Here is a 26,158-nt window from a genome sequence, read left to right on the forward strand (position 1 = left end):
GGGATGACAGCCACCGGAAGCGGACACGTGCAGGAACCGGGCGCCGAGGGGGCCCGCCGGAGCGGGGAGACCACGACGGACAGGGCAGACACGACGGACAGGGCGGACGTGGCGGACGGAGCGGCCAGGACGAGAGCGGCCGTGCCCGGACGGGGAACGGCCGCGCGCGGGGCGCACCGCCGCCGGTGGGCCGTCGTCGCGGGCGGTGCGGCAGCCGCCGCCGCGGTCGCCGTGGTCGCGGGGGCCGCAGGGGTCGCCCCCGCTCCGGCACCCGCTCCGGGCGCCGGAGCCCGGCACGTCGCACCCGCCGCCGCGGGCCATCCGGCCTCGGCCACCGACCCGGACGAGAAGCCCGAGCCGGAGAAGTGCGACGACGGCCACAACCCCGCGGCGAGCCTCAAGCCCTCGGGCGACGACGGGGAGGCCGTCAAGCGGATCAAGAAGAACGGCAAGCTGGTCGTCGGCGTCGACCAGAACAGCTACCTGTGGGGCTACCGCGACCCCACGACCGGGAAGATCGAGGGTTTCGACATCGATCTGGTGAAGGCCATAGCGCGGAACCTGCTCGGGGACGACGGGTCCGACAGGATCACTTACAAGACGATCCCGACCGACCAGCGCATCCCCGCCCTGCAGAAGGGCGACGTCGACATGGTGGTGCGCACCATGACCATCGCCTGCGACCGCATCGACAAGGTCGCCTTCTCCACGGCCTACTTCGAGGCGGGCCAGCAGCTCCTCGTGCCCAAGGAGCACGCCCGCGTCAAGGGCTTCGATACGAGTATCCGCGGCAAACGGGTGTGCTACGCCTCGGGTTCGACGGCGGAGACGATGATGAAGTCGGACAGGTACGCGGCCCTGGGCGCGAAGCCCGTCGTGGTCCCCAACCAGCTCGACTGCCTGGTGCGGCTCCAGTTGGGCGAGGCGGACGCCACCGTCACCGACAGCGCCCTGGCCGCCGGGCAGGCGGCGCAGGACCCGTCCGTGGAACTGATCGGCGAGCCGCAGACGATCGAGCCCTACGGTGTCGCGATGAACCTCCACGACAAGGACCTCGTGCGCAGGGTCAACAAGGTGCTGAAGGACTTCCGCAAGGACGACTGGCACACCTCGTACAAGCGGTGGCTGGCCGAGAACATCGAGGGAACGGAAGGAAAGAAGCCCGCACCGCCCGAAGCGCTCTACCGTGACTGAACCGGTGCCGGTCCCGGCCTCGTCCCCGAGGGGGAGACGCCGGACCGCACGTACGCGTCGAACAGCGAGGTGATCGATGGGGACCGCCGGGCCCGCCGGAGAGGTGATGAGCCGGGAGGAGGTCGACCGCGCCCTGGAGCGGCTGGACGCCGAGCACGAGGCGGTCGAGTCCTCCCTGCTGGCGCTCCAGGACCACGCCGGGCGCAGGCTTCTGGAGGGCGCGCAGCTCACCGGGGAGACCGCGGACCGCTGGACGCGGGCCGAGGCGGCCATCACCTCGCTGTGGAACGGGTTCGAGGCCTACTCGCGCACCCTGGAGCAGGCGCGGGAGCTGCGGGCCCGGCGCCGCTGGCCCAGCCGTGACGACCTCGCCGAGCTCACCCGCCTGCTGCGCGGCACCCTGACCGTCTCCGGGGGTGCCCTGCCCGGCACCCCGGGAGCGCGCCTGACCGAAGCACCGAAGCTGGCCGAGGAGGTGACCCTGAGCCGGCTCGTGGAGCGGATGAACGAGTGGTACGCGCAGGCCCTCGACGTGGTGGCGGCCGCCGACTCGGTGTGGTCGGCGCTGCCGGCCCGCATCGACCTGCTCGCCGCCGAACTGGGCCGGGTGCGTTCCCTGGCGCACTCGGTCGGTGTGCGCCCCGGCGAGCACCCGGCCGCCGACGACCTGGAGCGCACCACGGCCGAACTCGCCGCCCTGCGCGAGGAGGTGCTCCGCGATCCACTGGCGTTCTGGATCTCCACCGGCGGCAGCGGCGCCCCCGGCGGCGGCCGGCCCGACACCACGCGCTACGACACCGCCGCCCGCGCCCTGGAGGACGTACGCCGCGAGATCGACGCCGTCCTCGCCGTGCGGCAGGACGCCGAGACCCGGCTGATGAAGCTGCGCGACGTGCTCTCCCGTGCCGACCGCACGCTCGCGGAGGCCCGTGCGGCACGCGGTGAGGTGCTCGCCAAGATCGCCGCCTGGGAGGTGCCCGCCGTCAGCGGGCCGCCCACCGCGCTGCAGGAGCAGCTCGCCACCGCCGCCGACCACCGCAGGCACGCCCGCTGGCACCGGCTCTCACCGCTCCTGGAGAGCCTGGAGGAGCGTGCGGAGGCGGAGCTGGAGCGGGCGCGCGCCGAACTCTCGGCCGTCACCGCGCCGCTGGCGGTCCGCGCGGAACTGCGCGGCCGCCTCGATGCGTACAAGGCGAAGGTGGCACAGAACGGCCTGGCCGAGGACCGCATCCTCATGGAGCGCTACGACACCGCACGCCGCATGCTGTGGAGCGCGCCGTGCGATCTGCGGGCCGCGGAGGAGAACGTGCTGCGCTACCAGCGGGCCGCACAGGAGGCGCTGGCCCACCGGCGGCAGGATGCCCCGCACCGTGCGGGCGGGGACGCCCGGCACCGTGCGGGCGGAGCGATGAACATGGGGGCAGAGTGAGCGAGCAGTCGAGCGCGCTGAACCGGCCGTGCCAACGGCCCCAGTGCGAGGGCACCTACGAGGACATGGGCGGTGGTGAGCTGTACTGCGACACGTGCGGGCTCGCGCCCGTGGTGGCGCCCGGCGGGGTGCTGGGCTCGGCGCCCACCGGGATGACCAGCGCGGGGCGCGGCAGCCGCTCCTTGGGAAGGTCCGGCGGGTCCGGCGCCGGCACCCCGGGTGCCTCGGGCTCGTCCCGCACCGGGTCCGCGCGCGCCTCCTCGCGCTCCCACTCCTCCCGCCGCTCGGTCTCCGGACGGCTCTCGCGCGCCCTGTCGGGCCGCGCCACCGAACGCTCGGTCTCGGTGCGCAGCGCCCGCTCCTCCACCCGCACGTCCGCACGGGGCAGGCTCGGCGCCGGACTCGTCCAGGTCCCCGACGTGCCGCGGCCGGACCCGGCCACCGTCGTGCTGGAGAACCCGGAGGTCCCCGAGCGCAAGCGTTTTTGCAGCAACGGCGACTGCGCCGCACCCGTGGGCCGCAGCCGCGGCGCGCGCACGGGCCGCACCGAGGGGTTCTGCACCCAGTGCGGGCACCCCTACTCGTTCGTGCCCAAGCTGAGCCCCGGCGACATCGTGCACGGCCAGTACGAGGTCGCCGGATGCCTCGCGCACGGCGGGCTCGGCTGGGTCTACCTGGCCGTGGACCGTGCCGTCGCCGACCGCTGGGTCGTCCTCAAGGGCCTGCTCGACACCGGCGACGAGGACGCCATGGCCGCCGCGATCGCCGAGCGGCGCTTCCTCGCGGAGATCGAACACGCCAACATCGTCCGCATCTACAACTTCGTCGAGCACCTCGACCAGCGCACCGGCAGCCTCGACGGCTACATAGTGATGGAGTACGTCGGCGGCAGCTCCCTCAAGCAGATCGCCAACGCTCGCCGCACCCCGGACGGCAAGCGCGACCCGCTGCCCGTCGAACAGGCCTGCGCCTACGGCATCGAGGCGCTGGAGGCACTCGGACACCTGCACAGCCGCAACCTGCTGTACTGCGACTTCAAGGTCGACAACGCCATCCAGCAGGGCGGTCAGCTCAAGCTCATCGACATGGGCGCGGTCCGCCGCATGGACGACGACGACAGCGCCATCTACGGCACCGTCGGCTACCAGGCGCCCGAAGTCGCCGAGGAGGGCGCCTCGGTGGCCTCCGACCTGTACACCGTGGCCCGCACGCTGGCCGTCCTCACCTTCGACTTCCAGGGCTACACCAACGTCTACGTCGACAGCCTGCCCGACCCCGGCAACATCGACGTCTTCCGCAGGTACGAGTCCTTCTACCGCTTCCTGGTACGCGCCACCGACCCCGACCCGCAGCGCCGGTTCGCCTCCGCCGAGGAGATGGCCGAACAGCTGCTGGGCGTCCTGCGCGAGGTCGTCGCCGTCCAGACCGGCCGGCCGCGCCCCGCCCTCTCCACCCTCTTCGGGCCCGAACTGCGGGTCGTGGACACCGACCTGGTCGCCGGGCAGCCCGGCGACGTCTCCCTGCTGGGCGGCCGGGCCACCTCCGGCGGACCGTCCCGGCGCAGCCGCCGCCCCGGCACCGCTGCCGGCCCGGCCCCCGTCGCCGTGCCCGCCCGGTCCACGGGCCCCGCCGCCGTGGCCGCCGCCCCCTCGGCAGTCACCCCCGCCGCACCGGGCACGGCCACCGGCGCGGCAACCGCGGCGCCGGGCACGGGGACGGGTACGGCAGTCGCCGCGCCGGACACCACCGGCGGACCCCTCACGCGCAGCGCGCCGCCCGCGCCGCTGTCCGCCTTCCCCGCGCAGGGCGGGCCCGCCGCCGCGGAGACGACCGGTATCGCGCTGCGACCCCTCCAGGCGCGCGCGACCGCGCTGGCGCTGCCCGTACCGCGCGTCGACCCGTCCGATGCGAACGCCGGGTTCCTCGCCGGGCTGATGGCCTCGGCCCCCGCCGACCTGCTCACCGCGCTGGACGCCGCCACCACCGACTCGCTGGAGCTGCGGCTGCGTACGCTGCGCGCCCGACTGGAGCTGGGCACCGGACCGGCCGGCTCCGCTGCGGACCCCGGCCCTGCTCTCGACGGCCTCGACGCCCTCGACGGCCTCGACGCCCTCGATGTGCTGGAGGCCCGGCACGCCGAGGACTGGCGGGTCGTGTGGTACCGCGGGCTGACCTCGCTGGTGACCGGGGACCGGGAGAGCGCGGCCCTCTCCTTCGACGCCGTCTACGACGCCTTCCCGGGCGAACCGGCACCCAAGCTGGCGCTGGGCGTCTGCGCCGAGGTCCTCGGCCAGATGGACAACGCCGCCGAGTACTACCACCTGGTGTGGACGACCGACCCGGCGTACGTGAGTGCCGCGTTCGGCCTGGCGCGGGTCCGGTTGGCCACCGGCGACCGGGACGGCGCCGTACGGGTGCTGGAGTCGGTGCCCGAGTCCTCCATCCACTTCACGGCCGCACGGGTGGCTGCCGTACGGGCCCGGCTGCGGCAGCGCTCGCCCCACGAGGCGCTGCTGCCCGACCTGGAGGCGTCCGCCCGGCAGGTCGCCCAACTCGAACACCTCGGCCTGGACGCCGTACGCCGCCACGAGCTGACCTGCGAGGTACTCGGCTGCGCGCTCGACTGGCTGCTGTGCCAGGCTGGGGGCGCCCGGGGGTCCGCCCCCGGGACCGCGCCTGCGGGTGCGCCGGGCTCACCACCCGGCGCCGGGGTACGGCTGTTGGACAGTCCGCTCACCGAGGAGGGGCTGCGCTTCGGCCTGGAGCGCTCCTACCGGCTGCTCGCCCGGCACGCGCAGACCGGAACCGAGAGGATCGAACTGGTGGAACGCGCCAACCGCTTCCGCCCCCGGACGTGGGTGTGACCATGCCTCAGCTCGACCAACTGTCCGCCTGCCCGAGTTGCGCGGAGCCGCTGGAGTCGGGGGACCGTTTCTGCGGCGCCTGCGGTGCCGACCTTCAAGCCGCGGCCCGTGACCTGGCCGCGGGCGGGGCACAGGCCGCGCAAGCGCGCACGCCCACCCTCCCGGACGGCGTACCGACCGTGCCGCCGCCCGGCGGCCAGGGCCACCCACCCGTGCCACCGCCCCCTCCGGCGCCCCCCGCGCCACCGGGCCTGCCGGGCGCCGCGGCGCCGGCGCAGCCGGGCGCGGGCGGCGGTACGGACGGGCCCGCCGGTACCGGCCACGCCCCCACCGGCGCCGCGGCCTGGAACCCCCTTCCGGTCACCGGCCCGCCGGCCGGGTCCGAACCGGCCGCCACCGAGCCGGACTTCCCCCTCGCCCCGGCCCAGGATGCACCCCACGCCCACGGCTCACCGTCACCCGCCGCCGGGGCCGCGCAACCCCCAGGCGCACCGGCCGTGCCCGGCACGGCACCGGGCGCCCCCGGGCAGGGCGCGGGCGAGGGCCAGGACGCGGACCACCGACAGGCGGCCGCCCAGGGTCCGGGCGGGACCTCCGCTCCGGCGCACCCGTCTGCGGTGCCGGAGCCCGGGGCGCCGTCGGCGGCCGAGGCCGCACCGCCGCCCACTGCGCCCACCGGGCCCGACCCGCGTACCGTCCTCGACGATCCGGCGCAGCCGCCGGCCGGAGACGGCGCAGCGGGCGGCCCGGCCACGGCCGCCGGGGAGCCCGAGCCGCTCGGGCCCACCTGCGTGGCCTGCGGCACCGGCACCATCGACGGCGACGGCTACTGCGAGCACTGCGGCCACAAACAGCCCCGCGACCGCGACCACATGGAGTTCGCGCTGCAGACCGTGGCGGCCGCCTCCGACCGCGGGCTGCGGCACCACCGCAACGAGGACTTCTTCACCCTCGCCGAGACCACCACCGACCAGGGCGCGCCCGCCACGATCGCCGTCGTCTGCGACGGCGTCTCCTCGGCGACCCGCCCCGACGAGGCCTCGGCCGCCGCCGCCGAGGCGGCCGGCGCCGCCCTGCGCACGGCCCTGTCGCAGGGTCGGCACGCACAGCAGGCGATGCACGACGCGCTGCTCGCTGCCGCGGACGCGGTCAACGAACTGGCCGCGGACACGCCGGTCGACCCGGCGAAGAACGCGCCCGCCTGCACCGTCGTCGGCGCCCTCGAAGCCGAGGGCGTCCTGACGGTCGGCTGGATCGGCGACAGCCGCGCCTACTGGGTGCCCGACGACCGAACGGCCGCCCCCGCACGGCTGACCGAGGACGACTCGTGGGCCGCGCAGATGGTCGCCGCAGGGCTCATGAACGAGGCCGAAGCCTATGCCGACCCCCGCGCGCACGCCATCACCGGCTGGCTCGGCGCCGACGCCTACGAAATCGACCCGCACACCGCCTCGTTCCGGCCCGACCGGGCAGGTGTCGTCGTGGTGTGCACGGACGGACTGTGGAACTACGCGGAGTCCGCCGCGGACATGGCCGCCGCCCTCCCGCCGGACGCCGCCGCCCGCCCCCTGCACTGCGCGCGGCACCTCGTCGGCTATGCGCTGGACGGCGGGGGCCACGACAACGTGACAGTGGCGGTGCTCCCCGTACCCGCACCGCCGGAAGGGGCCGACCCGGCCTGACCACCGACGCCGACAAGCGCACCGGCCGGCACCCCGTGTGCGACCGGTGCGAGGAGCCCGACGAGCACGCTGCGGGGGCCCCAGCACACCCGGGGGAGGGGACGGTGCCGGGGAACGTCCGGGGGGAAGCACCGCGAGCAACCGCCACACTTCCGCCCGCCCCTTTGTGTACCTGTCGCCGTAGAACACACAGGAGCGGAACAGATGGCCAACTTCACCAAGTCGAACGCGCCGCAGTTCTCCGTGGACGTCTATCAGAACGAGTACCTGCACGAGGGCGCCCGTGAGGTGAACGCGATCGTCACCGTGACCTCGACGGGCGGCGGCACCACCGGCGGCCTCCCGTTGCCGGCCGCCCTCTCGGCGCCCGCCGGGGCGGACGCGGCCGTCGTCGTCATGGTCGACTGCTCGGGCTCGATGGACTACCCGCCGACCAAGATGCGCAACGCCCGCGACGCGACCGCCGCCGCACTCGACACCCTGCGCGACGGCGTCCGGTTCGCCGTCGTGGCGGGCACGCACAAGGCCGTCGAGGTCTACCCCGGGAACGGTGCCCTCGCCGTCGCCGACGCCGGCACCCGCTGCCAGGCCAAGGACGCGCTGCGTGGCCTGTCCGCCAACGGCGGCACCGCCATCGGCACCTGGCTGACCCTGGCCGACCGGCTGCTCGGCTCCGCCGACGTCGCCATCCGGCACGGCATCCTGCTCACCGACGGGCGCAACGAGCACGAGGAGCCCGAGCAGCTCAGGGCCGCGCTGGACGCCTGCGCCGGCCGCTTCACCTGCGACGCCCGCGGTGTCGGCACCGACTGGGAGGTCAAGGAGGTCACCGGCATCGCCTCCGCGCTGCTGGGCACGGCCGACATCGTGGCCGATCCCGGCGGCCTGGCCGACGACTTCACGCAGATGATGGAGAACGCCATGGGCAAGGAGGTCGCCGACGTGGCGCTCCGCCTGTGGACCCCGCAGGGCTCCGAGATCAAGTTCGTCAAACAGGTGGCGCCCACCGTCGAGGACCTGACCGGACGCCGCACCGAGGCGGGCCCGCGCGCCGGGGACTACCCGACGGGGTCATGGGGTGACGAATCTCGCGACTACCACGTCTGTGTGGAGGTGCCCGCCGCCGAAGTCGGCCAGGAGATGCTCGCCGCCCGGGTCTCGCTGGTCCTGCCCGCGGCCGACGGAGGTGCCCCGCAGACCCTCTCGCAGGGCCTGGTACGCGCGGTGTGGACGGACGACATGGTGGCCACCACCTCCATCAATCCGCAGGTCGCGCACTACACGGGGCAGGCCGAACTGGCCCAGGCCATCCAGACGGGCCTGGAACTGCGCAAGGTGGGGGACGAAGTGGGCGCGACGGCCAGACTGGGGCGAGCCGTGCAGTTGGCGAGCGCCTCGGGGAACGCAGATACCGCGAAACTGCTTTCGAAGGTGGTCGACGTGGTCGATGCCGCGGCGGGTACTGTTCGACTGAAAGCGAAGGTAGCCGAGGCCGATGAGATGACGCTGGAGACGCGGTCCACCAAGACGGTCCGCGTCAAGCGCTGACCGCGCGCGGTCCCGGCACCGGATCCCTGCCCGGCGAGGCGCCGGGTACGCACCCGAGCAGGAGCACGGAGGGGGAGGCACTCACCATGCCGACTTGCCCGAACGGCCACCAGTCAGCGGCCGACGACTGGTGCGAGGTCTGCGGTCACCGCATGACCGGCGCACCGGCGTCGCCCGCTGGGGCCGTACCGCCGCCCCCTGCGCCACCCGGACCCGCCTCCGGCGGTTACGGCTACCCGGGCCCGCCCGGATCCGGACAGGGCCAGGGGTACGGCTACCCCGGCCCCGAGGCCCCCGCTCCCGGCGGCTACGGCTACCCGGGCCCCGGCGCCACCCAGCCGGAGCTGTGCCCCCAGTGCGGCACCCCCCGCGAGTCGCAGGCCCCCTTCTGCGAGGAGTGCCGCTACAACTTCCTGACCCACACCCCCACCACTCACGCCCCACCACCCGCGCCTGGCGGCCCGGGCGGTCCGCCCGGTCCCCACGGTCCGCCCGGCCCGGGTGCTCCAGGGTTCCCGGGAGGCGGTGGTCCGGCTGGACCCGAGGGCCCCCGCGGTCCAGGTGGCCCCGGCGGACCGGGCGTTCCGGGTGGCGGTGGTCCGGCTGGGCCCGAGGGCCCGGGTGGTCAGGGCGGCCCCGGTGCCTCTGGTGGTCCCGGCGGCCCGGAGGGCCCTGGTTGGTTCGGTGGTTCGGGTGGACCTGGTGGTCCGGTCGGTCCTGCCGGACCCGGAGCGCCCGGTGACTCCGGTGCGCCTGGCGGTCCGGCTGGTCCCGGCGGCCCGGGTTTCCCCGGTGGCCCTGGTCCGGCTGGGCCCGACGGTCCGGGCGATGCCGGTGCGCCTGCTGGCCCTGGTGGTCCGGGTGGGCCCGGGGCGCCTGGTGGCCCTGACGGTCCCGGTGGCTTCGACGGTCCGGGCACGCGTGGCCCGGAGGGGCCGGGCACCGCTGGTCCCGGTGGCCCGGGCGGTCCCGAGGGGCCCGGCAGGCCTGGCTGGCCCGGCCCGGGTGGCCCCGGAGCGCCCGGTGGCCCCGGAGCCGGAAGCCCGAGTGGTCCCGGCGGCCCGGATGTCGGTGGCCCGGGCGGTCCGGGAGCGCCTGGTGGTCCTGGTGGCCCGGGCATCTTCGACGGTCCTGGTGGTTCCGACGGTCCTGGTGCCCCCGGCGGCCCCGGGGCCGGTGGTCCGGGTGGCCCCGGCGGCCCGTTCGGTCCTGGTGGTCCGGGCGGTCCCGAGGGTCCCGGTTGGCCTGGTGGTCCGGGTGGTCCGGGTGCTGGTGATACCGGCGGTCCTTCCGGTCCTGGGGCGCCCGGTGGCCCTGCGGGCCCGGGGCCCGGTGGGCACGGTGGACCTGGTGGTTCCGGCGGGTACCCCGGCGGTCCGGCGGGGCCTGGGGCACACGGCGAGCCGGGCCCGGGCGGGTCCGGTGGTCCTGAGCGCGCGGGCGCCGGGCGGCCCGGCGAGCCCGGCATGCCCGGTGGTGCGGGGTATCCCGGAGCCGGAGGTCCGGGTCCGGAGGGGCCCGGCGCCGGCTTCCCCGGTTCCGGTGGGCAGGCGGGCCCGGAGGGCCCGCCTCCTCCGCCGATGGCCCCCGGTCCGTACGGTCCCGGCGGCCCTGGCCGTCCCGGCCCGGACGGCGCTTCCCCGCAGGGCCTCGGTGGCCCGGACGAACGCGAGCCGGGCGTCCCCGACTGGCCGGGCGGACCCGAGCCGCAGGCCCCCGGTGCGCCGGGACCCGGGTGGCGCCCCGGTGCAGTCGGCGGCGCGGGACCGGACGCTCCCGCCTCGCCCGCTCCGGGCGCACCCGGCATGCCCGGTGGCGCCCCCGGTGGCGAGCCGTACGGCGGGCAGCCCGCCCAGAGCGACTGGGAACTGTCGCCGCCCGCCCCGGCACCGCAGGGCCCAGCCGGACCGCCGCAGGCCCCGCCGCCGGGTGCCCCGCAGGCACCGGACGGCTACCAGGGCCCGCCGCCTCCGCCCCCGGGCGGTCCGGGTCCGCAGGGCGGTCCGGGTCCGCAGGGCGGGGCGCCCGTGCAAGGCGGCGGCCCGTGGACGGCGTTGATCGGTCCGGACCGCGAGTACTTCGCGGCGATGATGCAGCGCAGCGGCCCCGAGGCCGCCTCGCTGAACCTGCCGGCCTACTCCCCGGAGCAGCGGCTGCCGCTGACGGGTCCGCAGGTGACGATCGGGCGTCGGCGCGCGTCGACGGGTGAGGCCCCGGACATCGACCTGGGCCGTCCTCCGGAGGACCCGGGGGTCTCGCACCAGCACGCGGTGCTGGTGCAGCAGCCGGACGGCTCCTGGTCGGTGGTGGACCAGGACTCCACCAACGGCACGACGCTCAACGGCGCGGAGGATCCGATCCAGCCGTTCGTGCCGGTTCCCCTCAAGGAGGGAGACCGGGTGCACGTCGGTGCGTGGACGACGATCACGCTCGTCCGCAGCTAGTCGCGGCGTGGGCGGGCGTCCCGACGTGGGTGCCCGCCCACGGACTTGCGCACCCGCCCACGCCCGCGCGGAGCCCACCCCTCACGGGGCGGACCGGCGGCGGGTCACTTCTCCAGGGCGACGGGCGCTCGCGCTGCCTCCAGGGCGAGCGACTGCTCGTCGACCAGGCGGATGCCCCGCGCGTCGAGTGCCCTCTTGATGCGCCAGCGCAGCTCCCGTTCGACGCCGAGGCTCTTCTCGGGCATCGTCTTGACGGAGACCCGCAGCACCATGGAGTCGAGCGTCACCTCGTCCAGCCCGAGGACGCCGACGGGCTCCCACAGGATCTCGTCCCAGGGGCTCTCCTTGCTCATCTCCTCGCCGGCGGCGAGCACCGCCTCGCGGACCTCTTCCAGGTCCTCGTCGGCGCGCACGCGCACGTCCAGGCCTGCCATGGCCCAGCCTTGGCTGAGGTTGCCGATCCGTTTGATCTCGCCGTTGCGGATGTACCAGATCTCGCCGCCGTCGCCGCGGAGCTGGGTCACCCGCAGGCCGATCTCCAGGACGATGCCGGAGGCCTCACCGGCGTCCACCCGGTCGCCGACCCCGTACTGGTCCTCCAGCAGCATGAACATGCCCGCCAGCACGTCCGTGACCAGGTTGCGGGCGCCGAACCCGAGTGCTACCCCCGCAACACCGGCGCTGGCCAGCAGCGGGGCGAGGTTGATGCCGAGGCCGGAGAGGACGGTGAGCGCGGCGGTGCCCAGGATGACGAACGAGGCGACGCTGCGCAGAATGGAGCCGATGGCCGCGGACCGCTGCCGCCGGCGCTCTCCGTTGACCAGCAGCCCGCGCAGCGCGTTGCCGCTGTCGGCGATCTCGGCACGGCGGTTCATCCGCGTGATGAGCTGGGTGATGGCCCGGCGGATCAGGTAGCGCAGCACGACGGCGACGACGCAGATGAACACGATGCGTACGCCCGAGGCGAGCCAGTGCGTCCAGTTGTCCTGTATCCATCCGGCCGCCGCGCCCGCGCTGTCCTGCGCGTCCTGGAGCGACGTGGGCGGCTGCGGACCGTCGGGCGGGGGAGAGGCACTGAGCAGCCAGTACACAGGATCGACCTTCCGTGCGAGTCACATCCACCGGGCACACGAACGGATGCCTCGACCACACTAACGGCGCAGGGGCTTCACAATTGGTGCCGGAGAAAAGTATGCGGCCACCCGTTCGAGGGAGTTGCCTGATCCGTCGGAGAAGTGTGCGGTGTGGTCCAAAACACGCTCAGCTTCGTGCCCGGTCGTGGTGGCGGAGTGACCAGGCCACAGGACACACTGAGGGGAGATCGTCACGGCGCGAGCCACGCGCCGCCGACGTACAAGGAGGCACCGTGCCGCATGTCCTGGTCCTCAACGCGTCGTACGAGCCGCTGGGCGTCGTACCGCTCCGCCGCGCGCTCGTTCTCGTCCTCAACGAAAAGGCCGTCAGCCTGGAGGACTCCGGCGCCCTGATGCACAGCGCGACCCACGTCATACCCGCCCCCAGCGTCGTCCGTCTCAAGCGTTTCGTGAGGGTGCCCTTCCGGGGCGCCGTCCCCCTCACCCGCCGGGCGCTGTTCGCCCGGGACGGCGGCCGCTGTGCCTACTGCGGTGGTGTCGCAACCAGCGTCGACCACGTCATCCCGCGCAGCAGGGGAGGGGTGCACGCGTGGGAGAACGTGGTGGCGGCCTGCCGCCGCTGCAACCATGTCAAGGCCGATCGCCAGGTGGCCGAGCTGGGCTGGCGGTTGCGTCATCAACCGGCCCCGCCTTCCGGTCTGGCCTGGCGGATCATCGGCACGGGTCATCGGGACCCACGCTGGCTGCCGTACCTTCAGCCGTACGGCGCGGACGACGACCTCGCCCGGATCGACGGCAGAGCCACTGCCTGAGCTCCGGGCTTTGTTGTGTCCGCAACGTCTCCGTGGCGGCCGCGCCACCTCTGGCGCCCCACCGTTCCCGGGCGCCTCGTCGACCCCGGTGATCCCCCGGGAGGGCGGGGGCGCACGGTACGGCCTCGGCGCCCCGGATTCCAGGGTTCCGGGACGCCCCGCGCAGGACTCCGCAAAACCTGCCGTCAGATGTCCGTTTGGTCCCTCGTTCCTCCGTCCCCCGGCCCACCCCTCGGGGAATCCTCGCGGGGAACCGACGTGAGGTGGGACACGTTCTGACTTCTGACACGTCTGCACTCACGCCGACTGGGTAGGGCGAGTCCTGTCCGCATTTCGTCAACGAACGGAGGCCCCCCGTGGCCGCGTCCGCTGAACTGCTGCTGTCCGCGCTCGCTCCGCTTCCCCAGCAGCGGGCACTCTCCAAACGAGGGCACGAGCCGGTAGACCTGTCCGGTGTGTCCGACCCCGACTCCGGACTCGACGGCTCGTGCACGTGCGGGTGCACCGACGCCCCTCTCACCAGCGAGCCCCCACTCGCCGACGCCATCCCGCTGACCAGTGAGCCGCCCCTCGCCGAGGCGCCGCTGACCAGCGAGCCCGCCGGGGTCGGTTACGGCACGGAGCCGGCGGACATCTGATGCCCCCGCCCGAGCCGCCCGGCCAGGCCCCCACCCAACTGGCGAGGCTGGCCGCGGCTCACGGGGTCTCCCTCTCCTACGAGCCCGCGCCCGGTCGTCGGGTCGAGGTGCCGCAGGAGACGGTCGTCTCGGTCCTGGCCGCCCTGGGCGTCGACGCGTCCACGCCGCGCGCGGCCCGCGCCGCCCTGGAGCAGCACGAGTGGGACGGCCGGCGTCTGCTGCCGCCCACGGTCGTGCTGCGCTCCGCCGCCCACCGGGGCACCGCCCCGCACCCTGGCGGCTCCACCCGGCACCAGGGCTCCGCCCCGGAAGCGGCTCCGGCCCCCCTCTCCCCCCTCTCCCCCCTCTCCTCCTTATCCCGGCTTCCTGACGGCACCGTCCTGCGGGTCGTCACCGAGGACGGGCAGACGCTCGACTGGGGCCCGGGCACCGCACTGCCGCTCGGAGTGCACACCCTCTTCGCCCACGCCCCCGACGAACGGTCCGCGCACAGCACCCTCGTCGTGGCGCCCGAGAGGTGCCCGGCCCCTCGCGCGCGGCCCGGCGCCGCGCGCGGGTACGGGCTTCTCGTGCAGCTCTACTCGCTGCTGTCCGGCCGCTCCTGGGGCATGGGCGACCTCGCCGATCTGCGGGAGCTGGCCGCCTGGGCCGGGCGCGGCCCGGGCGCCGACTTCGTCCAGCTCAACCCGCTGCACAGCGCCGTACCGGGCGGCGCCGGCGCCGCGGGCCGTACCGACCCCTCGCCCTACCGGCCCTCGTCCCGCCGCTTTCCCGACCCGGTGCACCTGCGGATCGAGGAGATACCCGAGTACGCCTACCTGGGCCCCGGGGAGCGGGCCGGGGCCGATGCGCTGCTCGGCCGCGCGGCCGCTGCGCGGGAGGCCGTGCTGAGCGGCAGGACGCACATCGACCGGGACGCGGTGTGGGCCCTCAAGAGCGCGGCGCTGGAGCTGGTACGCACGGTGCCGCTCGCGCCGGGACGGCGGGCCGCCTACGACGACTTCCGCGCCGAGCGCGGGCGGCCCCTGGAGGACCACGCCACCTGGTGCGCGCTGGCCGAGGTGCACGGTGCCGACTGGCGCGCCTGGCCCGCCGGTCTCGACGATCCGCGCTCCGACCGCACCGGCCGGGCCCGGGACGAGTACGCGGACCGGGTCGACTTCCACACCTGGGCCGCCTGGCTCACCGACTGCCAGCTCGCTGCCGCTCAGCGCGCCGCGCGCGAGGCCGGCATGGCGGTCGGGCTGGTGCACGATCTGGCCGTCGGTGTCCACCCCAGCGGCGCGGACGCCTGGGCGCACCAGGACGCCCTCGCGCAGGGCATCAGCATCGGCGCCCCGCCCGACCGGTTCACCGCGCGCGGTCAGGACTGGGGGCTGCCGCCCTGGCGCCCCGACGCGCTCGCACGGAGCGGTTACGGCCCGTACCGCGAGGTGCTGGCCGGCCTCTTCCGGCACGCCGGCGCGCTGCGGCTCGACCATGTGATGGGCCACTCCCGGCTGTGGTGGATCCCCGAGGACCGTCCGCCCACCGAGGGCACGTATGTGCGGTACGACACCGAGGCGATGCACGGTGTCCTCGCCCTGCAGGCCCACCGTGCGGGCGCCGCTGTCATCGGGGAGGACCTGGGCACGGTCGAGCCGGGTGTGCGCCAGGAGTTGGCGGCGCGGCGGATGCTGGGCACCTCCGTGCTGTGGTTCGAGCGGGCGTACGGCCAGGCGGGGAGTCCGCCGCTGCCGCCGGGGGACTGGCGGACCGACTGCCTGGCGACGGCCACCACCCACGATCTGCCGCCCACCGCCGCGCGGCTGACCGGCGCCCATGTCGAGCTGCGCGAGCAACTCGGCCTGCTGGGGCGCCCGGAGGGCGAGGAGCGGGCCGCGGAGGACGCCGAACTGGGGGAGTGGCTCGCCCTGTTCGCGCGTCTCGGGCTGCTGCCGGAGGGCCCGAGCGCTCAGGAAGCCGAGAGCGCCGGGATCAAGGCCGTCTACCGCTTCCTGGCGCGCACGCCCGCGCGGATGGTGGGTGTCTGGCTGCCCGACACGGTGGGGGACCGCCGTGCCCAGAACGTACCGGGTACGACGGTGGAGTACCCCAACTGGTGCCTCCCGGTGGCCGATGCGCAGGGGCGTCCCCTCTCGCTGGAGGAGCTGACGGCCTCCGAGCGGGCGCGGGCCCTGCTCACGGAGGTGAGGGAGCACCTCACCGGTGGCCCTCGTCCGCACAACGGGCCGCCCGGCAGATGACCCGGCCGCAATAGGTCGGACCTATCTCTTTTCTCGCCCTTTCAGTTGCGGGACCATGCCCGAGTACCTCGCAAGAGATCGGACCTGTCTCGGGTGAGGAAAGGGGGAGGAGCCATGGCGAGACCCCGTCCCGGCACACGGCTGCGGTGGGCCCTGGCGGCTCTGGTCCTGTTGTCGGCGGCGGCCTGGGGCGGGGCCCCGGTGTCCGCCCGCGCCACCGGGAGCGCCGCGGGGCAGGAGGGGACCGGCTGTCACGCCCCGGTGCGGCCCGCCCCGCAGATGCGGATCGAGCCGTGCGACAGCCCGGAGCGCGTCGTCGAGAAGGCCGCCAAGACGGTGCCCACGAAAGGCCAGTACGCCTGGCAGCAGCGGGAGGTGACGGCGTTCACGCACTTCGGGATGGACACCTTCACCGACCGCGAGTGGGGTTCGGGAGCGGAGGACCGCGCCCTCTTCGACCCCGGGCACATCGACTTCGACCAGTGGATGCGCGCCTACAAGGCGGCCGGCGCCGAACAGGTGATGCTGACGGCCAAGCACCACGACGGCTTCGTGCTGTGGCCCAGCCGCTACACCGGCCACTCCGTCGAGAACTCCCCCTACGGCCGCGACCTCGTCGGCCAGTACGTCGACGCGGCCCGCAAGGCGGGGCTGAAGGTCGGCGTCTACCTCTCGCCCGCGGACGGCGCGGAGCTCCCGCACGGCTGGCACGCGAAGTGGCTGGCCGACCTCCAGGCGAAGCAGGACGCGGGCAAGCCGCTGACCACCGTGGAGCGCACGGCCCTGGCGGACGGCGGCCCGCCCCGGGGGGAGGGCCGGTACGGCAACGGCAGCACGCCGGCGAAGCGCACCATCCCCACCCTGGTGCCGGGCGACGACCGCGCGGCGCGGGTGGCCTCGGGTCAACTGCCCAGCTTCACGGTGCGGGTGAACGACTACGACGCCTATTACCTCAACCAGGTGTACGAGATCGTCACCCGGTACGGTCCGCTGGACGAGCTGTGGCTGGACGGCGCGAATCCGTGGAGGGACGCCGGGATCACCCAGGAGTACAACTGGAGCGAGATCTTCCGCGCGCTGCACCGGATGGCGCCCGGCACGCCGGTGTTCGGCGGCCCGCAGGGCGTGCGCTGGGTGGGCAACGAGAACGGGGTCGCGCGGGAGAGCGAGTGGAGCGTGACCCCGTCCGCGGCGGATCCGTGGACGACGTACGCCGGGGGTCTGCCGAACGACTCCACCGATCCGGACATCGGCTCCCGCGACCGGCTCCTCGACCCGTCGGTGCGGTACCTGCAGTGGTATCCGGCCGAGGCGGACGTCTCGATCAGACCGGGCTGGTACCACCACGCGGACGAGCGGCCCAAGACCGCCGGCGAGCTGCTGGAGCTCTACGAGAAGAGCGTCGGCCGCAACGCCTCCCTGCTGCTGAACGTGCCGCCCGCCAAGGACGGCAGGATCAGTGCGGCGGACGTGCGGGAGCTGGCCGCGTTCGGCGACCTCGTACGCGGCATCTACGGCACCGATCTGCGCCGCAGCGGTCCGGGGCCCTGGACCTTCGACCGGATCGGTCTCGGTGAGGACGTCCGCCACGGGCAGCGGGTCGAGGCATTCCGGGTCGAGGCCCGCACGAACGGCCGCTGGAAGGTGCTCTCCTCCGGTACGACGATCGGACACCGCCGCATCCTGGCGCTGCCCCGCCCGGTGACGGCGGACGCGGTCCGGGTGACGGTCACGCAGAGTCGCGCCGCACCGCATCTGCGGCCGGTCACCCTGCACCGGTCGGCGTCCTTGCGCGCGGCGGCCTCCCCTCGATGAGCCCACCCCGGCGCGCGGGGCGTTCACCCGTCCGATATCTTGGCGGGGTGAGCAACAAGGTCAACAAGAACGCCCTGCGCGCCGGTACGGTCACCGCCGGTGCGACGCTGATGATGCTCCTGTCGTCCCCCGCCTTCGCGCTCACCCGCGACGACGGCGACGACCCGGGCCCGGGTCTGAGTGTCGGTGAGACGCTGGGACTCTACGTCGGCATCCCGGTCCTGCTCTTCCTGGTGATCGCCGGACTCGTCACGCTGGGTGACAAGCGGAAGAAGCACGACTGACGGACGGCGGACCGTTATCGGTCTTCGAACTGCCGTGCTTTAGGGCAGAGTTGTCCGCGTTTCGCGACAGCTCTGTCACACGCGGTGGCACTCCGCCGACGGCGGGGAAGTGCCCCCTCCATGACGCACGACGTACCGCTTCCGCCCCGTACCGGTCTGCCCACCTCCGAGGAGAGGCTGCGCGCCGCCCTGCGCTACGCAGGCGGCGTCCCCACTCCACCCGGAGCGGCCTCCAGAGCGCCGCACTCCGCGATGATCACCGGGCTGGCCGCCCTCGCCCTGCACTGCTTCTCCGCCGCGCCCTCCCTGCTGGACCTGGAGCGGATCGACGTCCTGGTCCCGGAGTTGGACGCCCGGGTCCCGGAGCCGGCGCGGACCACCGCCGGAGCCGCCGCGCCGCTGCCCGCCGCCTGCGCGTACACCTCCGCACATCTGGTGCGCACCCGCATCCTGCCCGAGCCCGAGCAGATCACCGGGCTTCCGGTGGCGCCGGTGCCCCGGGCCCTGGCCGACGCCGTGGCACAGCTCTCCGACGGCGAGACCGTGCGGCTGCTGCTGACCGAGGCGGTACGCGGCGGCTACTGCGAGCCCCAGCCCGTGGTGCGTGAACTGACCCGGGCCCGGCTGCTGAGCGTGCCGCACATCGCCGACGCCGTGGAGAGCCTGCTGGCCGAGGGCCGCGCCCTGACCGAGGGGCTGCTGTACGAGATGGTCTTCGTCCAGGGGCTGCCCGACCCGTGCTGGAACGTGGAACTCCGCGTCCCCGGCGGTCCGCACCTGGGTGCTGTCGACGCCTTCTGGCCGGACCACGGCGTGGCGCTGGAGATCGACGCGCGTACCCCCCGGGCCGGTGCGGAGGCGGCCTGGGACGCGTACGCCCGCAAGCGCGAAACGCTGGAGCAGCTCGGTGTCGACGTCGTGCACGTCACCCCCGCCAGGCTCCGGGACTCCCTCCCCCAGCAGGCGGCGGTGGTCCGCACCGCGCTGATGACCTCCTGCGAACGGGAACCCGCCGCCCCCCTCGAAGTCCTGCCCCGCTGAAGACCGGGCCGGCTCCCGCTGGCGGCAGGAGGGACGTCAGTGCGTGTCGCGGCTGGTATGCCACACGGCGAGGACGACCAGGGCGCACCCCGCGAACTGGGTCAGCGTGGGCCGCTCCGCCATGAAGACGACGCCCAGCAGGACCGCCAGCACGGGCTGGAGCAGCAGCAGCGCGGCGCTGGTCACCGGGGCGAGCCGGGCCAGCGCGGGCCCCAGCAGCACCAGCGACAGCGCCTGCCCCAGCAGCGCCATCACGGCCAGCCACCCCGCCGGCCCCCAGCCGGGCGCCAGGTCGACACCCGTCCACAGGGCGCCGGTGAGGCCCGAGGTGAGCCCGGCGGTCAGGGTGGAGACGGCCACCGGGTGGACGAGGTACGGGCCGCCGCCGCCCAGCCGGGTGAGGAAGAGGTATCCGGCGAAGGCGACGCCCGCGACGGCGCCGTAGAGCACGCCGGTCACCGGGCTGCTGCCCGGCTCCGGGTGCCCGATCGCCCCGCTCGCCAGCGCCACCCCGAGCAGCAGCACGGGCAGGGTGCGCCAGTAGCGGGCACCCGGCCGGACCCGGGTGAGGACGAGGGCGAGCAGCGGGAAGACGGCGATCTGCACGTTGAGCAGCACCGTGGCGATGGACGAGCCGACGTCGTGGATGCTCTGCGCCCAGAAGACGAAGTCGACGCCCAGCAGCGCACCCGCCGCCGCGTCGCACACCTGTCCGCGTACCGGGCGCGGCCCCCACCGCCGCCGCTCGGCCACGGCGAACGGCACCAGTGCCAGCAGCGCCAGCACGCAGCGCCAGAACGCCGCCGTCCCCGCGTTCACCCCCGAGAGCTTCACGAACATCGCGGACGCCGAGACGCACAGCGAGGCGGCGATCCCCGACACCATGGGGTTCAGTCCGGCCGCCCCCGCAGGCGGATTCGGCGAGTTCGGTGAATCCGGCAGGTCGGGCAGGCTCGATGGGGTGGTCCTTTCCTCCGCAGCGGCCATGGCAGTCACTCTGCCTGTCTGGACCCGCAAGCAAAAGCGAAGATTCGTGTCCGGTACTCGTTAGCATTGCTGGAGTGTTGAACTCCGACCGGCTCCGCGCGCTCGACGCCGTCGCCCAGCACGGCTCGCTCGCCCGTGCCGCCCGCGCTCTGCACGTCACGCCCTCCGGCGTCTCCCAGCAGCTGGCCAAGCTGGAACGCGAGACGGGGCACACCCTGCTGGAGCCGCACGGCCGCAGCGTGCGCCTCACTCACGCCGGGCGGGTGCTGGCCGACCACGCCGCCCGCGTCCTCGCCCAACTGGCCGCCGCCGAGGCCGACCTGGCCGACCTCGGCGACGAGATCCTCGGCCCCCTGCGGCTCGGCGGCGTCGGCAGCTCACTACGCACGCTGCTGCCCGACGTGCTCGCCGCGCTGACCACGGCCCACCCCCGGCTGCGGGTCACCGTCGTCGACGGCGAGGTTGTCGACCTGCTGCCGCTGCTGCTCGGCGACGACCTGGACCTGCTGCTGATCGAGAGCTGGCGCAGCCGCCCCCTGCCGCTCCCCGAAGGCGTGCGGGTGACCACGCTGACCGTGGAGGACGTACGGGTCGCCCTGCCCACCGGGCACCCGCTCGCGGACCGCCCGGTGGTGGGACTCGACGAGCTGGCCGGGTCCGTCTGGTCGAGCTGCCCGGCGGGCACCGAACCGTACGAGGCGCTCGTCCAGGCGCTGCGGGCGCGCGGCGTGGAGCCGCGGGTGCGGTACTCCCTCGCCGAGTACGCCACCCAGTTGGCGTTCGTCGCCCGCGGACTGACCGCGGCGCTCGTCCCCGCGATGGGGCAGAAGCCCTGTCCGCCGGGCGTCGTCTTCCTGCCCGTGGACCCGCCGCTGACCCGCGAGGTGCGGGCCGCCTGGCGCGCGGGCGGCGACAGCCCCTCCGTACGGGCCTGCCTGGCCGCCCTCACCGGCCGGGAGCGGGACGGCGGCGCGGACGGCTGGGACGGCGGCGACGGCCGAGACGGCGCGGACGGGCGGGGCGGCCGGTACGGGTGAGGCGGCCGGGGCGGCCACGGTGGCCAGGGGTGAGGCCCGTGGAAGGATGGGCCCCTGCACGACAGCGCCGAGATCCGCGAGAGTCTCGCGGGAGTGGGGAGATCACCAAGTGCCTGGCACGAATCTGACGCGCGAAGAGGCCCAGGAGCGCGCACGGCTGCTCACCGTGGACTCCTACGAGATCGAACTGGACCTCAGCGGCGCGCAGGACGCAGGGGCCTCCCGTCCGGGCGGAACCGAGGAGACGGAAGGGACCTTCCGCTCGGTCACCACGATCCGCTTCACCGCCAAGGAGGCGGGGGACACCTTCGTCGACCTGGTCGCCCCCACCGTGCACGAGGTCACCCTCAACGGCACCGCCCTCGACGCGTCCGCGGTCTTCGCCGACTCCCGTATCGCCCTGACCGGGCTGGCCCGGGGGGAGCAGGAACTGCGGGTCGTCGCCGACTGCGCCTACACCAACACCGGCGAGGGTCTGCACCGGTTCGTCGACCCGGTCGACGGCCAGGCCTACCTCTACACCCAGTTCGAGGTGCCGGACGCGCGGCGGGTCTTCGCGAGCTTCGAACAGCCCGACCTGAAGGCGACCTTCCGGTTCACCGTCCGCGCCCCCGCAGGCTGGACCGTCGTCTCCAACTCGCCCACCCCCGAGCCGGACGCCCAGGGCGTGTGGCGGTTCGCCCCCACGCCCCGCATCTCCACCTACATCACGGCGATCATCGCGGGCCCGTACCACGCGGTGCACAGCACCTGGGAGGACAGGGGAGGTCCGGGCGAAGCCGGGTCCGCCGAGCGGGACGGGGGGCGAGGAGAGGGCCGCAGCGTACCGCTGGGCATCTACTGCCGGCCCTCGCTGGCCGAGTACCTGGACGCCGAGGCGCTCTTCGAGGTCACCCGGCAGGGCTTCGACTGGTTCCAGGAGAAGTTCGACTACCCGTACCCGTTCGAGAAGTACGACCAGCTCTTCGTGCCCGAGTTCAACGCGGGCGCCATGGAGAACGCCGGCGCGGTCACCATCCGCGACCAGTACGTCTTCCGCTCCAAGGTGACCGACGCCGCCTACGAGGGCCGCGCCGAGACCATCCTGCACGAGCTGGCCCACATGTGGTTCGGCGACCTGGTCACCATGGAGTGGTGGAACGACCTGTGGCTGAACGAGTCGTTCGCCACCTACACCTCCATCGCCTGCCAGGCCCACGCCCCCGGCAGCCGCTGGCCGCACGCCTGGACGAGCTTCGCCAACCAGATGAAGACCTGGGCCTACCGCCAGGACCAGCTTCCCTCCACCCACCCGATCATGGCGCCGATCCGCGACCTGGACGACGTGCTGGTCAACTTCGACGGCATCACCTACGCCAAGGGCGCCTCCGTCCTCAAGCAGCTGGTCGCCTACGTCGGCATGGACGAGTTCTTCCAGGGTGTGCGCGCCTACTTCAAGCGCCACGCGTGGGGCAACACCCGCCTGAGCGACCTGCTCGGCGCGCTGGAGGAGACCTCCGGACGCGACCTGCAGACCTGGTCCGAGGCCTGGCTGCAGACCGCCGGCATCAACGTCCTGCGCCCCGAGCCGGTCACCGACGCCGACGGCACCCTCACCGCGCTCGCCGTCCGCCAGGAGGCGCCCGCCCTGCCCACCGGCGCCACCGGCGTGCCGATCCTGCGCCCGCACCGCCTCGGCATCGGCTTCTACGACCTGGTGGACGGCAAGCTGGTCCGCACCGACAACATCGAGCTCGACGTGGACGGTGAGCTGACCCAGGTGCCGCTGCCGGGGCCGCGCAAGCGCCCGGACGTGCTGCTGCTCAACGACGGCGACTACACCTACGCCAAGGTCCGCCTCGACGCCGACTCGCTGGCGGCCGTCACCCGGCACCTGGGCGACTTCGCCGACCCGCTGCCCCGCGCCCTGTGCTGGGCCTCGGCCTGGGACATGACCCGGGACGGCGAGCTGGCCACCCGCGACTACCTGGACCTGGTGCTCTCCGGCGTCGGAAAGGAGTCGGACATCGGCGTCGTGCAGTCGCTGCACCGCCAGGTCAAGCTCGCCCTGGAGCTGTACGCGGCCCCCGCGTGGCGGGAGAGCGGCCTCGTCCGCTGGGCCGACGCCACGCTGGAGCACCTGCGCGCCGCCCGCCCCGGCAGCGACCACCAGCTCGCCTGGGCCCGCGCCTTCTCCGCCGCCGCCCGCACCGACGCCCAGCTCGACCTGCTCGCCGGGCTGCTGGACGGCAGCCGGAGCATCGAGGGCCTGGTCGTCGACACCGAGCTGCGCTGGGCGCTCCTCCAGCGGCTCGCGGCCACCGGGCGGGCCGACGAGGCACAGATCGCTGCCGAACTGGCGCGGGACACCACCTCGGCGGGCGAGCGGCACGCCGCCGCGGCCCGCGCGGCCCGGCCCACCCCCGAGGCCAAGGCCGAGGCGTGGCGGGCCGCCGTCGAGAGCGACACGCTGCCCAACGCGGTGCAGGAAGCCGTCATCTCCGGCTTCGTCCAGACCGACCAGCGGGCCCTGCTGGAGCCCTACACCGAGCGTTACTTCGCGGCCCTCGCGCAGGTGTGGGAGCAGCGCAGCCACGAGATGGCCAGCCAGATCGTCGTCGGCCTCTACCCCGGTCTCCAGGTCTCGCCCGAGACGCTGGAGGCCACCGACGCCTGGCTCGCCTCCGCCGAGCCGAGCGCGGCCCTGCGCCGGCTGGTGGTCGAATCCCGTGCAGGCATCGAGCGGGCGCTGCGCGCGCAGGCCGCCGACGAGGCGGCCGGCGCGGCCGGCTGACGAACGGCCCCGCACACGGACGTCGGCCCCCGGCGGATGCCGGGGGCCGACGTGCGGGGAGGCGGGGCTCCGGACGGCCCGTGGGGGGTGAGGGCCGGTGGGGGGTGGCTGGGCGGGTGGCCCTCGGGCCGGTGCCGGAGCCCCGTGGCGGGCGGCGCGCCCGGATCAGGCGCGCGGGTGGCTCACTTCAGCAGGGCCGCCTTCTCGAAGACCACCTCGGCGACACCGTTGGCCCACAGCTGCTCGACCTGGGAGCGCTCGGCCGCGTTGGGCTGGTCGTTGGTGCAGGAGGGGCCCGGGCCGCCGCCGGACATCAGCTCGTCGCAGGGGCCCTCGTAGTGGTCCGGCAGACCCAGCACGTGACCGGTCTCGTGCGCCACGACCCGGTTGGAGTCGTACTCCTGGTTCTGGGCGTAGTCCAGGAAGATGTAGCCGCTGCCGTGGCCGTCGGTGGAGGCGTAGGAGCCGCGCGGGTCGTCGCCCTCGCGGTAGTCGAAGGTGGCGCTGCCGCCCTCGGCGAGCTTCACGTTGCTGACGGCGGAGTTCCACACGGCGGCGGCGTTGGCGATCTGGCTGCGGAAGGTGGGGGCGCCGCTCGCGTCGTAGTTGATGGTGACCTGCTGGATGCCCGGCTTCGCGGCCTGCTTCTTGAGGGCTTCCTTGACGATGAGCTTGAAGAACTTCTCGTTCTGGGCCTGGCTCTCACCGGTGTAGCCCTGCACGCCGGCGGCGTGGGAGGTGGCGGTCACCGGGGCGTGGTCGTCGGCGGTGCCCGCATCGGAGGCGGCGGCGGGGACGGCGCCGAGGCCGAGGGCGACGGTCACGCCGAGGCCGATCGCCGCGGACAGGGCCGAAGTGCGGTGTCTCATGGGGGGTCTCCTCGGGGTTCCGAGGGGCCGGCGCCGCGCTGGGATGTGGGCGTGGGGGGCGCCGCCGGTCCCTTGGTACGGATTCCTGCTGCCGGAGAGTCTGTTCGAGCGGGCGGCGTTGCGGAATGATGCCACCTGCCGATAGGGCCGGGCTATCCCCGCGCTGCCGTGCGCCGCCCGGTCGCCATCGGCCGCCGTCGCGGGGTCCCGTCGCCGTCTGGTGAGACGTGCGAACGCGCCGCTATGCTCCCAGGCGTGGAGCTGGAAGTGAGGCATCTTCGTGCCCTGTGTGCGATAGCCGACACCGGCAGTGTGCACAAGGCGGCCCGCCAACTCGGCATGACGCAGCCGTCGTTGACGACCCAGTTGCGGCGCATCGAACAAGCCGTCGGCGGTCAGCTCTTCACCCGCCAGCGCACCGGCAGCAAGCCCACCCCGCTCGGCCGCACCGTGCTCACCCGGGCCCGCCCGATCGTCGCCCAGATGACCGAACTGGTCCGCGAGGCCAAGGACGCCGCCGGGCTCGGACCCGCCGGACCCGGAGCGCGACTACGGCTCGCCAGCACCGGCAGCAGGGCCGTCCCCGGCTGGCTGCGCCGCCTCCACCGGCGGCTGCCCGAGAGCGACATCACCTTCCGGACCGACGTCTCCGCCAACACCCTGCTGCGGATGGTCGCCGCCAACCAGTTGGACGCCGCCTTCGTGCACGAGGTCGAAGGCTCCCCGCTGCGGGTGCCCGACGGCGTCGAGCTCCGCGTCCTGGTGCGGCGCGAGCCCCAGTTCGTCGGGGTCCCCGCCGGCCACCCCGCGGCCCGCGCCGAGCGGTCCGTCACCCTCGCCGAACTGGCCGACGAGAAGTGGATGGTCGACCCCTCCGTCGACGGGGACTGGGACGGGCTGCGCCGGGTCTTCATGGCCGAAGGGGTCGACCCGCGGATCGTCTACGGCGACTACCTGTCCGCCGGCGACCTGGTCGCGGCCGGCGAGGTCGTCACCCCCTGCCAGCCCACCGCACAGCCGCGGCCCGGCATGGCCGTCGTCCCCCTGGAGGGCGACCCGCTCGGCGTGCGGCTCGTCGTCGGCTTCCGGCGCGGCACCGCATCCGGCGAGGAGAGCGACGCCCTCCTCGCCGACCTGCGGGCCAGTTACGAGGAGGTCGCCTGGTCCACCCCCGCGTACGCGAGGTGGCTCACCACCCGACGCGGCCACCCCGTGATGGCCTGACCCCCACCCGCACCCCGACGCCACCGGTCACACCCGATCGCCGCGACTTTGCGGGCCGAGACCTCACCCTGGGGCGCCCTTCACGTCCGGTCGCTGCGCCTCTGTGGGTTGGGTCCTCGTTCTGGGGCGCCCTTCACGTCCGGTCGCTGCGCCTCTGTGGGTTGGGTCTTCGTTCTG

At 74.4% G+C, this 26,158-nt stretch carries 18 protein-coding genes; 15 read left to right on the forward strand and 3 right to left on the reverse strand.

Features of this window, described 5'->3' with window-relative positions; all coding sequences use genetic code 11:
• Positions 1 to 3 precede the first annotated feature (3 nt).
• The 6 genes from H297_RS39100 (at position 4) to H297_RS42250 (ending at position 11,161) form a co-directional block, all read left to right on the forward strand.
• Positions 4 to 1,194 (forward strand): glutamate ABC transporter substrate-binding protein, encoded by a 1,191-nt coding sequence (locus H297_RS39100; protein WP_078514805.1) that lies wholly within the window; start codon positions 4 to 6, stop codon positions 1,192 to 1,194.
• Positions 1,195 to 1,300: 106 nt separating this feature from the next.
• A complete protein-coding gene (locus tag H297_RS0129365) occupies positions 1,301 to 2,623 on the forward strand; it encodes a coiled-coil domain-containing protein (protein ID WP_486589720.1) in 1,323 nt (440 codons plus the stop codon).
• A 17-nt stretch (positions 2,624 to 2,640) separates the two neighbouring features.
• Positions 2,641 to 5,487, forward strand: coding sequence for a tetratricopeptide repeat protein (locus H297_RS0129370; RefSeq protein WP_027739964.1), 2,847 nt, complete (start codon positions 2,641 to 2,643; stop codon positions 5,485 to 5,487).
• A gap of 2 nt (positions 5,488 to 5,489) precedes the next feature.
• Positions 5,490 to 7,169, forward strand: a complete 1,680-nt coding sequence (locus tag H297_RS0129375) for a protein phosphatase 2C domain-containing protein (RefSeq protein WP_027739965.1) — start codon at positions 5,490 to 5,492, stop codon at positions 7,167 to 7,169.
• 204 nt (positions 7,170 to 7,373) lie between these two features.
• Positions 7,374 to 8,717 carry a VWA domain-containing protein gene (locus H297_RS0129380; RefSeq protein ID WP_027739966.1) on the forward strand — a complete coding sequence of 448 codons (1,344 nt, stop codon included), beginning with the start codon at positions 7,374 to 7,376 and terminating at the stop codon, positions 8,715 to 8,717.
• 86 nt (positions 8,718 to 8,803) lie between these two features.
• On the forward strand, positions 8,804 to 11,161 hold the full coding sequence (locus tag H297_RS42250; protein WP_078514807.1) for an FHA domain-containing protein: 2,358 nt from the start codon (positions 8,804 to 8,806) through the stop codon (positions 11,159 to 11,161).
• 104 nt (positions 11,162 to 11,265) lie between these two features.
• On the opposite strand, the gene H297_RS0129395 is transcribed toward H297_RS42250, so the two are convergent.
• Positions 11,266 to 12,252 (reverse strand): mechanosensitive ion channel family protein, encoded by a 987-nt coding sequence (locus tag H297_RS0129395; protein ID WP_027739968.1) that lies wholly within the window; start codon positions 12,250 to 12,252, stop codon positions 11,266 to 11,268.
• 275 nt (positions 12,253 to 12,527) lie between these two features.
• Here H297_RS0129395 and H297_RS0129400 point away from each other — a divergent pair, with 275 nt between their 5' ends.
• The 6 genes from H297_RS0129400 (at position 12,528) to H297_RS0129425 (ending at position 19,091) form a co-directional block, all read left to right on the forward strand.
• Entirely contained in the window at positions 12,528 to 13,067 is a 540-nt protein-coding gene (locus tag H297_RS0129400) for an HNH endonuclease (protein ID WP_027739969.1), read from the forward strand.
• Between the two features lie 356 nt (positions 13,068 to 13,423).
• Entirely contained in the window at positions 13,424 to 13,705 is a 282-nt protein-coding gene (locus H297_RS0129405) for a hypothetical protein (RefSeq protein WP_027739970.1), read from the forward strand.
• On the forward strand, positions 13,705 to 15,951 hold the full coding sequence (gene malQ, locus H297_RS39115; protein WP_051352284.1) for a 4-alpha-glucanotransferase: 2,247 nt from the start codon (positions 13,705 to 13,707) through the stop codon (positions 15,949 to 15,951). The genes H297_RS0129405 and malQ overlap by 1 nt, the downstream gene beginning before the upstream one ends.
• Before the next feature lie 114 nt (positions 15,952 to 16,065).
• Entirely contained in the window at positions 16,066 to 17,766 is a 1,701-nt protein-coding gene (locus H297_RS0129415; RefSeq protein WP_051352285.1) for an alpha-L-fucosidase, read from the forward strand.
• A 47-nt stretch (positions 17,767 to 17,813) separates the two neighbouring features.
• A complete protein-coding gene (locus H297_RS0129420; protein WP_027739972.1) occupies positions 17,814 to 18,050 on the forward strand; it encodes a hypothetical protein in 237 nt (78 codons plus the stop codon).
• 120 nt (positions 18,051 to 18,170) lie between these two features.
• Positions 18,171 to 19,091 carry a hypothetical protein gene (locus tag H297_RS0129425; protein ID WP_027739973.1) on the forward strand — a complete coding sequence of 307 codons (921 nt, stop codon included), beginning with the start codon at positions 18,171 to 18,173 and terminating at the stop codon, positions 19,089 to 19,091.
• A gap of 36 nt (positions 19,092 to 19,127) precedes the next feature.
• Here the strand turns inward: H297_RS0129425 and H297_RS39120 are convergent, their stop codons facing one another.
• Positions 19,128 to 20,078: a DMT family transporter gene (locus H297_RS39120; RefSeq protein ID WP_078514810.1), complete on the reverse strand. Its 951-nt coding sequence runs from the start codon at positions 20,076 to 20,078 to the stop codon at positions 19,128 to 19,130.
• Positions 20,079 to 20,152: 74 nt separating this feature from the next.
• Here H297_RS39120 and H297_RS39125 point away from each other — a divergent pair, with 74 nt between their 5' ends.
• Together H297_RS39125 and pepN are read left to right on the forward strand one after the other, a co-directional pair.
• Positions 20,153 to 21,115: a LysR family transcriptional regulator gene (locus H297_RS39125; RefSeq protein ID WP_078514813.1), complete on the forward strand. Its 963-nt coding sequence runs from the start codon at positions 20,153 to 20,155 to the stop codon at positions 21,113 to 21,115.
• Between the two features lie 109 nt (positions 21,116 to 21,224).
• The gene (gene pepN, locus H297_RS0129440) at positions 21,225 to 23,888 is read left to right on the forward strand and encodes an aminopeptidase N (protein ID WP_027739974.1); all 2,664 of its coding nucleotides are present in this window, start codon (positions 21,225 to 21,227) and stop codon (positions 23,886 to 23,888) included.
• A gap of 182 nt (positions 23,889 to 24,070) precedes the next feature.
• Here pepN and snpA read toward each other — a convergent pair whose 3' ends face one another.
• Complete coding sequence (snpA, locus tag H297_RS0129445; protein ID WP_027739975.1) at positions 24,071 to 24,757, reverse strand: snapalysin; 687 nt, start codon at positions 24,755 to 24,757, stop codon at positions 24,071 to 24,073.
• A gap of 243 nt (positions 24,758 to 25,000) precedes the next feature.
• Between snpA and H297_RS0129450 the strand changes: the two genes are divergently transcribed.
• The gene (locus H297_RS0129450) at positions 25,001 to 25,981 is read left to right on the forward strand and encodes a LysR family transcriptional regulator (RefSeq protein WP_027739976.1); all 981 of its coding nucleotides are present in this window, start codon (positions 25,001 to 25,003) and stop codon (positions 25,979 to 25,981) included.
• Positions 25,982 to 26,158 lie beyond the last annotated feature (177 nt).

Source organism: Streptomyces sp. CNT360 (assembly GCF_000424785.1).

Coding starts and splice junctions, on each gene's coding strand:
- snpA (WP_027739975.1), bottom strand. CDS start 24,757: ATGAGACACCGCACTTCGGCCCTGTCCGCGGCGATCGGCCTCGGCGTG.
- H297_RS39100 (WP_078514805.1), top strand. CDS start 4: ATGACAGCCACCGGAAGCGGACACGTGCAGGAACCGGGCGCCGAGGGG.
- H297_RS0129450 (WP_027739976.1), top strand. CDS start 25,001: ATGCTCCCAGGCGTGGAGCTGGAAGTGAGGCATCTTCGTGCCCTGTGT.
- H297_RS0129380 (WP_027739966.1), top strand. CDS start 7,374: ATGGCCAACTTCACCAAGTCGAACGCGCCGCAGTTCTCCGTGGACGTC.
- H297_RS39120 (WP_078514810.1), bottom strand. CDS start 20,078: ATGGCCGCTGCGGAGGAAAGGACCACCCCATCGAGCCTGCCCGACCTG.
- H297_RS0129375 (WP_027739965.1), top strand. CDS start 5,490: ATGCCTCAGCTCGACCAACTGTCCGCCTGCCCGAGTTGCGCGGAGCCG.
- malQ (WP_051352284.1), top strand. CDS start 13,705: ATGCCCCCGCCCGAGCCGCCCGGCCAGGCCCCCACCCAACTGGCGAGG.
- H297_RS0129415 (WP_051352285.1), top strand. CDS start 16,066: ATGGCGAGACCCCGTCCCGGCACACGGCTGCGGTGGGCCCTGGCGGCT.
- H297_RS42250 (WP_078514807.1), top strand. CDS start 8,804: ATGCCGACTTGCCCGAACGGCCACCAGTCAGCGGCCGACGACTGGTGC.
- H297_RS0129365 (WP_486589720.1), top strand. CDS start 1,301: ATGAGCCGGGAGGAGGTCGACCGCGCCCTGGAGCGGCTGGACGCCGAG.
- H297_RS0129425 (WP_027739973.1), top strand. CDS start 18,171: ATGACGCACGACGTACCGCTTCCGCCCCGTACCGGTCTGCCCACCTCC.